Raw genomic sequence first — 13,380 nt, forward strand, 5'->3', positions numbered from 1 at the left:
AGAGAAAAATTAACAGGTTTATTTAAAAGGCCTGTTAATACTCAACTTCCGTAGATGCAATCTTTTCTGCAAGCCTTGAGAGCACTTCGGTTCTCATTCCTTCCACAAACTTGATACTGCCGACAACAAGATGTCCGCCTCCGCTGACTCCGGCACCTTTCATTTCTTCGCGAAGCTCCCTGACAATCCTGGGGATATTCATAAGCACGCCTTTTGAACGGATAACAGCAAAGTCAGGACCATAGCCAATAGTAACTACAGGCTTGTCCGGGTTTCTTTTAACAAGCACATCATGCACTTCCCCGGAGGTTTTTCCCGGTGGCGGGAAGGTAAACTTCTGGGCATAGTTTTCGACATCTATTACATTCATAATCGCGCCATTCGCCAGTTTCTGAGATTTGACGTTGAAGAGACAGGTCTCAAGCTGTTCTTTTATCATGGTATTTGCCTGTTCGCAAAGCAGAGATACCAGATTTTTGTGGATTGTGTGGTCGCCCATATCCAGGATATCGTCAATAAGACCCTTTCCACTGCTGAATTTAAGCCAGAACTGCTCATAATCCAAAGCCAGAGCCATTTCTTTTAATTCCTCAAGTGTATAGCGATCCGAGACCAAGGAGATGTACCTTCCGGCCTCCGGGGCTTCAGAACGGTCTCCTACTGCCGAAACAGCAGGAAGGTGCTTTATAGTATCACTGATGCCGGGATTGATCATACGGGCGACCTCAGCACAGAGCATTCCCGCAGTAACCCCGAAGTCTCCTCCTACATGAGCAGGGTTAACGTGCCCTATCAGATACTGGTCAACAATGTCATCAGGGTGATGGTGGTCAATGACAAGCATATCGATGCCGTAGACACTGGCCTGTCGCATAGCAGGGACATCCTCTTCGGTTGAGCCGTTGTCTACCTGGATAATAAGAGGCATTTTCTGTCCGTGCCTGGCATAATCCTCTAGTGCAAAGGAAATATCCCTTGTAACATCGGCAAGTTCATAAAAAGGAGCCTTTGAAGGAGCACGCTTATAGAAATAGTATTCCGCATCTGTTCCACCGATTTCTGTAATAAGGGGAAGAATTGCTCGCTCAATGGCTATTGCGGAAGTAATTCCATCGGCATCGGCATGGTGCCTGAGGATAATAGGTGTCGAATGGAGAATTGCCTTTTTGATCTCTTTGGCGACATGAAGCATTCTGGGTTTGAGCTTTTCCATAATCTCGCTTTCGATCAGGAAAGGAATATCAGCAGGTGCGGCTTTCTCATCGATTACCTTCTCGACCCTTGTCTTGACAGCAGCCTCTTTTTCTCCGGTAAGCAGTTTCATGCTCATGACTTCAATCTGGACCTGCTCATCCCTTGGAGTCACTTCCCCGGTAATCGAGACAATCATTCCTACGTCGATATGGGGGTAAGACCGTTTCCCTGCACTCTCAAAAGCTGCACACGGGATAAAGCCTCCTTCATCGCTTATAGTGAAGATTGTCGGCCCGCTTGTCTGTTTTATCTGAATAACCTCTCCTTCGATCCGGATGAGCCTGCCCTTCATGCTGGTATCTATCTGGGAGGAGTTCTTAAGAGGAAGCTCTTTTTCAAGCTCAATGGTTTCGTACTTTGTAAGAGTTTTCGGAATAAGATCGAGCTTTCCTCCCGCTTTAATGCTTTTTACCAGGACGATTACAGCATCCCCGACTTCCGGCTGAACCCCGACATTGCTGGAATGCATAAGCCCTCTTACGTGAGGGTTCAAGTCCACAAAGACCCCGAAAGAGGCGATACTGCTCACTATACCGTGATAAAGCTTTCCTGCTTCCACATCTTTAAGATCACATGACTCGTCCAGAGCATAAACATGCTGGGAACGTGAACAGGTAGTACAGATCTCTTCATCCGTATCCTGTGGGTTATGAATTCTTACTCCGCAAACCTTGCAGGTATAGATCTTTCCAAGTCCCTCACAGGCCTCACAGGGTCTGGTAACTTCGATACTCCCCTTGCCTTTGCATTTCTCACATACTGCACCATTTTTCAAGAAACTGTCAATATCTTTTTCTGAAATTTTCATAAAGTCAACTGATTTAGACTTGCCTTTTCCCTTACATACAGGGCAGATCTCAGTTGAAATAGCTTCGTAGCCACGTCCGTGGCAATCTGGACATTCCTTACTCATTAATATCAACACCAGTGGTTCTTCCGAACCTTCGTTTTCTTAATCTCAAAATCTTTGGAATTAAAATATTGTTTTGAACCCTATACATTTATTGTATTCTTTGTCGGCCCTCAGTCTACTGGTAACTGTAGGATCTTCCCCAGGTCCGGATTAGTGCCTGCCGACTAGCCCTCTTTCTGCATATCTCCTTTTTGAGTTCAATATCTTGTGTATGCAAGATATAAGTATTTGTCAGCAAGTTATTTTGCATAGCGTCTACAGATATCCAGAAATTTCAGGATTTTGTGGTTTCTGTTATTTTTATTATGTTATTTTTTATATTATGTTATTTTTATATTATATATGAAAATGACAGTGACCGCAACCCATTGAAAATCGGAAAGAAGGTTTGATGTGAGTACTTATATAGATTCGCAGATATTTTAGGTAGACGACAGAATGTAAAATTTTTAACCTATAAAAGCTTAATTTATATTAATTTCACAAGTTTCTCAAATAAAGAACACTTACTAAGTTCAATTTTAAGACCAATTGATAGGAGGGAATAAATTATGGTTGATTTCATCGGTGAATTATTGCTCCCTGTATTAATAATTGTAATATTAATACTCTCACAATCTATAAAAATGGTTAATGAATACGAACGTGTGGTTATATTCAGGCTTGGTCGCCTTAGTGGTGTAAAGGGCCCGGGACTTTTCCTTATCATCCCTTTCATTGATAGAGCCATGAAAATCGACCTGAGAGTCGTTGCAATCGATGTCCCAAAGCAGGCCGTTATCACGCGGGATAACGTCACAGTTGAAGTTGATGCCGTTGTTTATTATAAGGTCGTAGAGCCAGGGGCTGCAATTACGCAGGTTGAAAACTATATGTTTGCAACTTCAACCCTGTCCCAGACTACGCTTAGAGACGTGCTGGGCCAGATGGAACTGGATGAGTTGCTTTCGGAAAGAGAGAACATCAACAAGCAGATTCAGGAATTGCTGGATGCTTACACAGACCCCTGGGGTATCAAGGTTACAGGCGTAACTATCCGGGATGTATCCCTGCCTGAAACAATGAAAAGAGCAATCGCAAAACAGGCTGAAGCAGAAAGAGAAAAACGTGCCAGGATCATCCTTGCAGAAGGAGAATACCAAGCTGCTGAAAGGATGAAAGATGCGGCCAGCCTTTACCAGGGACTTCCTACTGCTATCAAGCTAAGGGAACTTCAGACCCTTGCTGAGATTGCAAGAGAGAAAAATCTGATCGTAGTTACACAAACTCAGACTCTTGAAACCGGGAACATAGCCGCCCTTTCTCAGGCTATATCCGGAAAGAAAGAGCAATAAGGGCAGATTAAAAGCCGAAAAACATGTAAAGGCGAGAAAGGATCATTAATTATGCAAACGAAAAGGATTTTCCATTCTCTCTTTATTTTTTTTCTCTGCATAACTCTCACAGCTGTTCTCGCGCTTCCTGCAGGGGCAGCAGCCGAAGATAGAGTGCTCTTGCTTGAAATAACCGGAGCTATTACCCCAGCTTCCGATAATTTGATAGCTGACGCAATAGAAGAAGCTGAGAGCGGGAACTTTGAGGTTCTCGTAATTACCCTGGATACTCCAGGGGGAGGGCTTGAAGAGACCCAAACAATCATAAAGTTAATTGAGAACACGACCGTGCCTGTTATAGGGTACGTGCCTGAGAGTGGAAAAGCCTGGTCAGCAGGAACCCTCATCCTTATGGGAACCGATATTGCTGCAATGGCTCCTTTTACAGTTATAGGGTCAGCCCAGCCGGTGCGGGTGTCTGCAGAAGGGACAGTACCTGTAGAGGATGAGAAAGTAATAAATGCCCTCGTTAAATTTTCGACTGAAACGGCAAGAAAACACGGGAGAAATGAAACTTTTGCAGAAGAAGTAATTACCAAGAACAGAAATCTGAATGACGAAGAAGCCTTAGAAGAAGGAGTAATCGAATATAGAGCCTCTTCCGTTCCGGACCTGCTGGTTCAGGTCGATGGGGAGGTTGTGAAAAGTAAAGAACTGAATACCGCAAATGCAACAATAGAGATCTACGAACCTCCTCTTCCTCTTGCTTTCCTGACGTTAATTTCAAACCCGATTCTTTCCTCTCTTCTTCTGACAATAGGGCTCTATGGGATTATCTTCGGGATTTCAAACCCGGGAGCAGGAGCAGAGATTTTCGGAATTATTGCAATCGTGCTGGGATTGATAGGCACAGGATTCGATATTAATATAGCAGCAATTTTCCTGATTATTGTCGGAATAGGGCTTCTTATCCTGGAACTTCAATCCCCGGGGTTTGGAATTTTCGGGCTTGCAGGACTTATTTGCCTGGTAATAGGGAGCATCTTCCTTGTGCCTCTGGGAGGCGAGAATATTTACACACCGGAGTTCAGGAGGCTACTAATCCTGACAATTGTTACTCCTACAATTGTTTTTGGGATATTCCTGGTCTTTGCAATATATAAAGTAGCCGAAACGAGGAAGAAAAAGCCCGTTATCGGGTCCATTATAGGAGATACTGCCCGGACAATAGACCCGATAAGCCCTGAAAGTCCTGGTTTTGTCCGCTATAAAGGAGAGTACTGGCAAGCCAGATCCGAAGAGAAAATTGGAGCTAACGAAGAAGTTGAAATTACAGGAAAAGACATGGAAGTGCTGCTTGTAAAAAGAAAAGTCTAACACTTCTTGTGTCTAACACTTCCTGTCTGTTTTTTCTTTTTCCGGATTTCTTCTTCCAGAGTTTTTTTTCGGTTTTAGCTTTTCTTTTTGGCCATTATTTTTTCAAGAACCTTCTGCTTTTTATTGATGGCTTCTTCGGCTGCCCTGTCAATTGCGTGCCTCATCTCCTCGAAATCTCGTGGATTATCTTCCCCGTGAACTTTTTTGACAGGAGTATAGGCAGATTCTCTAAACCTGGGTGCAAAGTCCCTGATCTCTCCATTGACAATTATTTCAGCCCCGATTCCTTCTTCCACACGCCCTATGATATCAATCTCAACCCCGGCAGCCCTGACTATTTCAAGAATTTCTCCGGCATACTCAGGTGGGACGATAACCAGCAGGGCATCAAGAGATACGCCGAGATAATCGATTTTAAGGGTTTCAAGCATGGAGAGGACCTTTGAGTTAACGAGAGTCCGCATTTTATTTTCTTCAAAGACCATTTTTACTTGCGCAGTCTTTGAAATTTCCCGGGCGTCCCCGCGGATTCCTCCATTGGTGACATCAGTCATGGAATGGACTTTTTTGTACAGGCCGGACCGAAGGAGTGCCTCACAGGCTTCCAGAAAACGGATGTTAATAGTTTCCTCCACCACGTCATGCATTCCGTAATAGAGTGCGGTTGTAGAAACCGTACCTCCGCCTGCACCCTCCGTCATAAGGATCAGGTCTCCTGCCCGGGTCTGGTTGCGGGAGGTAAGAGAAGATGTAACACCAACCGCCCCCACACCTCCTGTCATTCTTTCACCTATAACCATATCCCCGCCTATCCGGAGAGTGCTTCCTGTAATTAGGGGAATTCCGGTTAGCTCTGAAACCGTGGTGATTCCTGCGATATGGTCGAAGATTTTTGCCACATCCCCATCGTCTGCGATATGGATGTCTGAAAGCATGGCAAGGGGACGGGCTCCCATTGAATAGACATCACGCAGGGCTGCTCTGGCGACATGAAAACCCGAAAGGAAAGGAAAATCACTGAGGCGGGAGTGTATACCGTCAATTGTGATCACAAGGTACTCATCTCCTATTTTCACAACGCCTGAGTCATCAAGCTGGGAACTGTCAACTACCGCACCGGTCTTGCCTATAACCTCACCAAGCTTGGAGTGAACGTAAAAGTCTCCCGTACCCCTGGAACCCACTCCGAACTCACCCATAACAACTCCCGAAATAATGGGGCTTAATACGTCTCCCTCGGTGTGAAGAGTTGCTTTTGCTTCACAAATAACTGCAGCTGCAATCTCTTTAGCCCTTTCGGAGCTTATGTTCTTGATTTCAAGAATTCTTGAAGCAAGCTGTGCCTCAATCCCGGTTTCGTTTGAAGGGTCTTTCCTGAGAGCCCGTTTTGCATAGCCTTCTATATCCATAGTACCATCCTCTCGCAGATACCTGTCACTGTTTTGAAAGACGCAGGACAGGAAATTTGAAATTAAATCAACACATCTCAACGAAGTTTTTCAGAATCTTCAGCCCTGTTGCTCCGCTTTTTTCAGGGTGGAACTGGGTGCCCATAACGTTACCATTAGAATTCACCACAGATGCCGAATATTCCAGTCCGTACTCACATGACGCAAGGGTGTTTTCCGCAGTGGTATCGACATAGTACGAGTGTACGAAATACACGAAAGAGCCGTCAGGGATACCTCTAAACAGAGGGTGGTCCTGTTTAATCCTGATGTTGTTCCAGCCCATGTGTGGTACTTTCAGTTCAGATTTTGGAAAGCGAAGTACCCTGCCCTGAATGAGATCGAGTCCATCGGTCAACCTGCCTTCCTCAGAAGAGCTCATCAAAACCTGCTGCCCGAGACATATTCCAAGCATTGGTTTTCCCGATGCTGCAAATTCCTCAATAGTCTCTTTGAGAGGAACCAGACACTTCATTGCATCTATAAAAGCACCTACTCCAGGGAGAATAATACCGTCTGCTGCCAGGATCTCTTCAGGGTTCCCGGAGATTACAGGACTTGCTCCAACGTGTTCAAGCCCCTTTTGAACACTTCTGAGATTTCCAAGCCCGTAATCGATAATCACGATTCGTTTCATAGTTCTAACAAACAAAGTTAAGATAGATTAAGCTTACGAACAAAGAATTTCAGAAATGTGGGAAAAATTAGGAAAATATGAAGTAAGGAAAAATAAGAAAAATATACCTGAAAAATATAAAAGCAAACATTTCAGGTCAGTATCTGTCTGCAGAAAGATTACAGAGAAAGATTACAGGGCACTGTCTGCAGAAAGACTACAGAGAAAGATTACAGGGCACTTTCTCCTTTACAGGGTACTTTCTCCTGCTCAAAAATCACCTTGTATTTGCCACAGCGAACGCATTCGTAGCGCTTTTCAAGCACTGTTGACCTGCAACATAGCGCTCCGCTTTTTCGTTTCCAGTCGTGCAGTCCTAAAAGACACAAAAAATTTCGTCTATGGTCCGATTCACTTGGCTCATCAGAACATTCTTGAGTCAAAAACCTCTTTCCCTCGCTATAGTCAGTAAGGCTGTTTTGCGGTATTAGGGGAATTTATGCACAAAAGAACTATATAAATATATAGTTTTTAAGATCAAATACAAAGAGATGAGTCTACGAAAAGATAGTTTGGAATAAATATCGAAAAGTTATAAATAGAATGATCAATATTGATAGAATGTTGTACAGTTAAAATGTTAACAATAGAATCAAAGTGAGGAGGAAATATGCGGGGATTTCAGCTATTCAGACATGATGAGAAAGCAATGGAATTACCAATTAATATCGTAGTGATGCTCGTTGTAGCGATGGTCGCTCTTGCAACGCTTATTTCGATAATACCGACTCCTACAAAGGAAATGTCAGTCTTTGTTGAAAAAACAGGACTCGGGACAGGAAGCCTTCAGTCAGGAAACTCAATAATAGTAGGTGCTACCACTGCACAGAATCCTTTTGCCGTATCAGCGGTAGTAAAGGTAACAGATAAAGACGGAAATCCGGTTCGGGATGCAAACGTCATCCTCAAAGGACTCGGAGGTGCAGCATCGAACACAACTGACATTAACGGAGTCACTGTGCTGACAACGCCAAGCACTGCACTGGTAAGGCTTGACCCGAACCAGAATGAAGGCACAATGGACCTGAAAATTCTGGCAGACGGTTTCTATGATTATGAGAAGAAAGATGCAGTTATGATCGTCAAGACTCGTTAAATGCACACTTAGCACGGGCAAAAATGGGCACAGATAAAACTGGGAGAAGCCGCTATGCTGCCTGATAACCTAAGAGAGAACGAAGCAGGAACTGTTGGGCTTCCAATAAGGATTGTAGTTCTTTCGATAATTGGATTCATCGGTTTTTGTGCGATTCTCTCAGCCATTTCAGCTGCTCCAAAACCTCCTGAATCTATGTATGCAGCATCAAACGTAAGCACACTCTCAATAACCTCGGGAGAGAAAGGAAACTTTAGCTTGCAGATAAGCGTTTTTGACAGGGAAAACCGCGGTATGGGAGAAGCAAACGTGATTATCTGGAGCCCGGACAGAAAAAAAGCTTATTCAGGCATTACGGATTCTAATGGAAACACAATAATAAAGATTTCTAACCCTGAATTACCTCCCGGGAAAACAGAAGGATATGTTTCAATAAAAGTGATGAGAAGCGGATACAAAGATTTTGATGAGGAGTATTTTGTAAAGGTAAAGAGAAGTTAAACCATTTTAAAAGATTCAGGACCTTAAAACCGATTCAAGATAGTTAAGTTTTAAGAGCTATTCATTCAACAATTTAATTTCTTAACAGGTTAAGACTCCAAAACAGCTCTTTCTTTTTGGATATTCATCCCTTTTCAAATCTTCATTATATATTTGATACACGTTTACTCATACCTGATATATTTGAACCTGAAAGACAGAATTTAGAGAATTTTTACAAAGCCAGAGAATAATCATTGCAAAACACTATTGTTATTGACCATAAACCACAGCCCAAAGAATGCCATAAAACTTCCGCACAGGTATACCAGTTTTCTATGTGTAGGCTGTGAAATTATTTCCGTCCCTCTGGAAAAAGCAGAGGATACGGTTAAAAGAAATCCAAGATCTGCTATCCAGTGCCCGGCGATAAACGAAATTACTGCAAGGACACCTATAAGATACTCCTCAAGGAGGATTGCGCTACCAGCCGTTAACCACCATGCAACAAAAAAAGGATTTAATGCTGAGGTTATAATTCCTGCGGATACTGTACCTGAAAAAGGGTTCAGTGCCGAAGTTACAATTCCTGAAGATATGAACCCCGTAGAAAGATTCATACTGCTGGCTGAAATCGAGACATCCATTGTAGAGACTTCTTTTGCTTTTTTGATCATCGTAAGTCCGAAAACGACCATAATCAGGCCGCCTATTATAGCCAGATACGAGATAACCGATCTCCTGAGAAAAGATGATGCACCTATCAGAATAAGCATGAAGAAGACGAATTCTACAAGGGCGTGACCCATAAATATCGAAGGTCCTGCTCTCCAGCCTTTATGAAAAGACGCCTCTATTGTTGCAAACATCATGGGCCCGGGAATAATGGCTGCGGATATACCTACTGTGAAACCTAGAATAAGAGCTTTAATCAATTCAATTATGGCGCCACCCCGGATAAGATCTTAATACATAAATGTAGAAAGTATTTATATAAAAATGTTTTGAGACTGAGCGAAAAATAGCTATTATAACATCAGTCTGGAAAAATACTCGATCTTACCTTAATCGGTACCCTATCTTACCTTAATCGGTACCCTATCTTACTTAATCTATTTTTTTATTATTAATCATCAGGGGTTTTTGTTTCCGGTTAACCAGGAAAAATTTCAGAAGTACGGCTCCTGCCATAGTTACCGCAAGTCCGATAGAAAAGTAAGGAGACCTTATTAGATCCCATCGGCCAGACCATATAAGAAAACCTGTAAGCAAAAGGACGGAAGACCCGACAATTCCTGAGACTTCCACAGGTACTTTTATCGAACCCAGGGTAAACCTGTCTCTATTTTCAAGAAATTCAATACGGGACTCAAGTTTACTTACATATTCTTCTGATATGTTCTCCTGAGTTTTAATGCTCCTGACTTCACTCTCCAGTCTTTCGAGCTCTGGACTAAGACTACCATGCACAAAATCGGAAAGTTCGGATACTGCAGTGTGTATAGAACGAATGCTTTCGGAAAGTCTGGAAAAAACAACACTTATATCCTTTACTCTGTAGCTGGCCCCGGAAATCTCAGAAGAGCTATCCAGGAATGTCATGGAGGCATTTGATGCCTCTGAAGAGGGAAGTACAGCACCGAAGGCAAAACTTGAAATATCTTCTTCTGTAAACGAAGGAACAAAGTCTGAAAGCAAAGAATTCCCAGGAAGAGGGAAAGAAACTTCAGGAGACACAGAAGGCCCCTGAGGGGTAACCGAAGACTCTGCTGCAAAATTTGCAAAATTTACTTCCTGAGAAGAATCTGAAGGAACTGCCGAATAAGCCTTTCCTGCCTGCAGAGCCTGAGACGCATCAAGAGACAAGCGACGCTCAACTGCCCTCAATCTTTTTTCAAAACTTCTGATGTTCTGGTCAAAGACCTCGATTCTTCCCTGAAGATCATTCCTGATTTCTGGCTCTGTCTGATACGATTTGCTCAATTGAACCATAACCCCCCATAAATCCCTGATATGAAATCAGACTTCAACAGTATATAAATTTTTTTGAGTAGTAGAGAAAAATATTGGAAGTGTAATTTGAAAAATCTAAAAGCAAGAGAAAAGTAAAAAGTAAGAAAGTAAAGAGTACAAAAAACGAGAAGATCAGATAAGTCTGACTTCAACAAAGTCCCCACTGTCCTGAGCTTCCATGATTTCCATCGCAAGGTCTGAGTTTATCCTTAATTTCACATCTCCATGCCGGCTAACAGTTGCACTGAAAAGATATTCGTCTTCGATAAAGATCTCAACATCCCTTCCTGCAAGTTCGGGAGCCCCGATAATAAGGTGTTTTTTTGTCCTTTCGATAACAGGATGAACCGGGGACGCTGGAGCACTTATCTCGGGCGCCGGTTCTCGAGCTTTTCCAGGAAAAGCTTTACGTTCAGCCCCTTGCTTCAGGCCTTTTGTGCTTTTTGGTGTTTCGGCTTCTATCTCCCTAACATCGATATGGAGTCCCAGTATATTTTCGATCCTGTCAATGACATTTCCGCCTTTGCCGATAACCTTTCTCATGTCTTCGTCGAAGACTTTTACGATTGCGCTATCGTCCGAGGTTACTTCCACTTCAACAGGGCCTGTAGCATATCTGCTAATAACGTTTCTTATCTCTTCTTCGGCAAGCCTCCAGGCAGGTTTACGGCTTTCCCTGGAGGGGCCGATTGGCATGACTACGACCTGTTCTCCGTAAGTATAAATCTCATATTCGACCTTGCCTGTTTCGAAATCTGCAATGGTAATTACCGGTCTTGCAAGATCCTGCTCGGTCATCCCGTGAGGAACCTTAACTGTAAAGGCAAGAACGAGAACCTTTGCAACCTCTCCTTTATCGATGAAAATTACAGTATCAACTACCTGCGGGATCACACCCAGTTCAACTCTTCCTATAAGACGCTGGATTGCATCCACTGCTCTGGTTGCATGCACTACCCCGATCATCCCGACTCCCGCAAGCCGCATGTCCGCAAAGATCAGAAAATCCCCGGTTTTTCGCACTTCATCATAAATGGTGTAGTCCGGCCTTACAAGGAGCAAGAGATCAGCAGTATTCTCCATCCTCCCATTCAGGGGAGAATATTGAGTAATCTCAGCAGGCACCTGCAGGTCCCTTGGAGACTCCATGGTCTTGACTACCTGCCCGTGGTCATTCAGATAACGTGCAACCCCGGCAGCAAAAGTTGACTTTCCTGCTCCAGGAGGCCCTGCAATAAGGATTCCACGCTGGCTTATTATGCGCTCTTTCAGTTTGTCGCTCAGACGGTAGTGCTCAAGGTCAACAACAACTGTAGGTCTGACGACAGTTATCTCCATATCATCGGAAAAAGGCGGATGTGCAATTGCAATCCTCATGTTTCTGATTTGCAGTACCGTTGCCCCGCTTGAAGACATCTCTATGAAGGACTCGGGGTCAAACCTTGCCCTCTCGATAAGTTCTTTTGAGATACTGGAAAGCTCCTGTGAACTTGCAGGTTCTTCCCTGATCCGTACATAACGTACCTGTCCAACAGGACCCTTTTTGGCCATTGGAGAAACCCCATTTTTGAGATGCACGGACATCGTATCATCAGTAAAGAAGTGCTCTACTTTGAGAGGACCTAATTCCGAGGGATCCAGAACTTTAGGATGCATGTACTCAACATCAAGTCCCTTTGCCCTGGCTATCAGACTTTGTACGCGGTCCTCACTAACGAACAGTCCCCCCATATCAAGAGCTGTCTGCCGGATAAGGGCATCCACCCTTCCTTCCTTGGAAAGCTTGATCTCCTCAAGAGTCGGCTGAACCCCGCTGAACTGAAGTTGAATATCCCCCCTGTCTGCCAGTTTACGAAGCTCCGAAAGTTCTTCAAGCCCTTTGAAACCTATTTCTCTGCCCTTGTTTGCCTGGGCTTCAAGTTCCGATACTACAGCTTCGGGAATGATGATCTCAGCGCTCCCGAACTCACCACTTTTAATTCGGGACGAAAGCCTCCCGTCAATAATCACGCTTGTATCCGGAACGATTCTCCATATCCGCTTCTCATCAGCCATATAAAGGGATATAGAGTCAGAAAGTATATAATAAAACTTCTCCTGCTTTTTTTCAGATGAATGGAGTTAGGAAAGCGGTTAGTAAAAAATAAAGTTTTAAAAGATCTGAGAATAAAAACGATTAAAAATAGAATAGAGTGATAAAAATATAATACTATGATTTAGCAAACGTAATTGAAGCAATATAGTTGAACTCAGTAAACATCTTCAGGCTCAAAGACCTTTTCGCCGACGACATCTCCTTCGAGATTCCGATAAAAACATGACCTGTATCCCATATGACAGGCTCCACCTATCTGTTCTACCAGCAGGAGAACAGAATCCATATCACAGTCAATCCTGATTTCCTTTATTTTTTGCAGATGCCCCGACGTTTCACCTTTTTTCCATAATTTTTGCCGGCTTCGGCTCCAGAAGTGAGCAATTCCGGTCTCGACGGTCTTTTCAAGAGCTTCCCGATTCATATAGGCACACATCAGAACCTCCTTGCTGGTCTGGTCCTGAACAATAGCAATAATCAAACCGTTTTCGTATTTCAGGGTATCAAAGTCAATCATGTGGGATAAATTGCCAAACTAGTATAAAAAGAGGAGTTTAGTAAAAAAATTTCCGAATAGATAGGAAACTTTAGAGAACAAAAAAGATTCCAGGTAAAAATTTCAGTACACATCCTGCCATCCTTCAAAAATAGGAATAAAAATCCTACAAGGAGAATAAATGTTGAAGCTAATAAAGAATAATAATATTAAAATTAT

Annotated in this window: 12 protein-coding genes; 4 read left to right on the plus strand and 8 right to left on the minus strand. The window is 43.3% G+C overall.

The annotated features are described in order from the left end of the window. Window positions 1-34: 34 nt before the first annotated feature. Window positions 35-2,167: a DHH family phosphoesterase gene (locus MSHOH_RS17715; RefSeq protein ID WP_048141668.1), complete on the minus strand. Its 2,133-nt coding sequence runs from the start codon at window positions 2,165-2,167 to the stop codon at window positions 35-37. A gap of 551 nt (window positions 2,168-2,718) precedes the next feature. On the opposite strand from MSHOH_RS17715, the gene MSHOH_RS17720 reads away from it, so the two are divergent. Further along, entirely contained in the window at window positions 2,719-3,501 is a 783-nt protein-coding gene (locus MSHOH_RS17720) for a slipin family protein (protein WP_048141670.1), read from the plus strand. A 51-nt stretch (window positions 3,502-3,552) separates the two neighbouring features. Continuing rightward, window positions 3,553-4,857, plus strand: a complete 1,305-nt coding sequence (locus MSHOH_RS17725; protein ID WP_048141672.1) for an NfeD family protein — start codon at window positions 3,553-3,555, stop codon at window positions 4,855-4,857. Between the two features lie 74 nt (window positions 4,858-4,931). Here MSHOH_RS17725 and MSHOH_RS17730 read toward each other — a convergent pair whose 3' ends face one another. The 3 genes from MSHOH_RS17730 to MSHOH_RS23105 all read right to left on the minus strand — a co-directional run bounded on the left by MSHOH_RS17730 (window position 4,932) and on the right by MSHOH_RS23105 (window position 7,364). Further along, window positions 4,932-6,266, minus strand: coding sequence for an AIR synthase-related protein (locus MSHOH_RS17730; RefSeq protein WP_048141675.1), 1,335 nt, complete (start codon window positions 6,264-6,266; stop codon window positions 4,932-4,934). Window positions 6,267-6,333: 67 nt separating this feature from the next. Then, window positions 6,334-6,942 carry an imidazole glycerol phosphate synthase subunit HisH gene (gene hisH, locus MSHOH_RS17735; RefSeq protein WP_048143611.1) on the minus strand — a complete coding sequence of 203 codons (609 nt, stop codon included), beginning with the start codon at window positions 6,940-6,942 and terminating at the stop codon, window positions 6,334-6,336. Window positions 6,943-7,151: 209 nt separating this feature from the next. Next, the gene (locus MSHOH_RS23105) at window positions 7,152-7,364 is read right to left on the minus strand and encodes a hypothetical protein (RefSeq protein ID WP_082089408.1); all 213 of its coding nucleotides are present in this window, start codon (window positions 7,362-7,364) and stop codon (window positions 7,152-7,154) included. A gap of 227 nt (window positions 7,365-7,591) precedes the next feature. On the opposite strand from MSHOH_RS23105, the gene MSHOH_RS17745 reads away from it, so the two are divergent. Both MSHOH_RS17745 and MSHOH_RS17750 read left to right on the plus strand, forming a co-directional pair. Continuing rightward, complete coding sequence (locus tag MSHOH_RS17745) at window positions 7,592-8,077, plus strand: Ig-like domain-containing protein (protein ID WP_048141679.1); 486 nt, start codon at window positions 7,592-7,594, stop codon at window positions 8,075-8,077. Between the two features lie 54 nt (window positions 8,078-8,131). Then, a complete protein-coding gene (locus tag MSHOH_RS17750; RefSeq protein ID WP_048141681.1) occupies window positions 8,132-8,578 on the plus strand; it encodes a hypothetical protein in 447 nt (148 codons plus the stop codon). A gap of 233 nt (window positions 8,579-8,811) precedes the next feature. Here MSHOH_RS17750 and MSHOH_RS17755 read toward each other — a convergent pair whose 3' ends face one another. The 4 genes from MSHOH_RS17755 to hisI all read right to left on the minus strand — a co-directional run bounded on the left by MSHOH_RS17755 (window position 8,812) and on the right by hisI (window position 13,182). Next, window positions 8,812-9,492 carry a LysE family transporter gene (locus MSHOH_RS17755; RefSeq protein WP_338037903.1) on the minus strand — a complete coding sequence of 227 codons (681 nt, stop codon included), beginning with the start codon at window positions 9,490-9,492 and terminating at the stop codon, window positions 8,812-8,814. Window positions 9,493-9,664: 172 nt separating this feature from the next. Further along, window positions 9,665-10,549: a hypothetical protein gene (locus MSHOH_RS17760; RefSeq protein ID WP_239451046.1), complete on the minus strand. Its 885-nt coding sequence runs from the start codon at window positions 10,547-10,549 to the stop codon at window positions 9,665-9,667. Window positions 10,550-10,702: 153 nt separating this feature from the next. Further along, complete coding sequence (locus MSHOH_RS17765) at window positions 10,703-12,625, minus strand: PINc/VapC family ATPase (RefSeq protein ID WP_048141687.1); 1,923 nt, start codon at window positions 12,623-12,625, stop codon at window positions 10,703-10,705. 194 nt (window positions 12,626-12,819) lie between these two features. After that, a complete protein-coding gene (hisI, locus tag MSHOH_RS17770) occupies window positions 12,820-13,182 on the minus strand; it encodes a phosphoribosyl-AMP cyclohydrolase (RefSeq protein ID WP_048141689.1) in 363 nt (120 codons plus the stop codon). Window positions 13,183-13,380: the final 198 nt, after the last annotated feature.

Source organism: Methanosarcina horonobensis HB-1 = JCM 15518 (assembly GCF_000970285.1).
In the GTDB taxonomy this organism is placed as follows: Archaea; Halobacteriota; Methanosarcinia; order Methanosarcinales; family Methanosarcinaceae; genus Methanosarcina; species Methanosarcina horonobensis.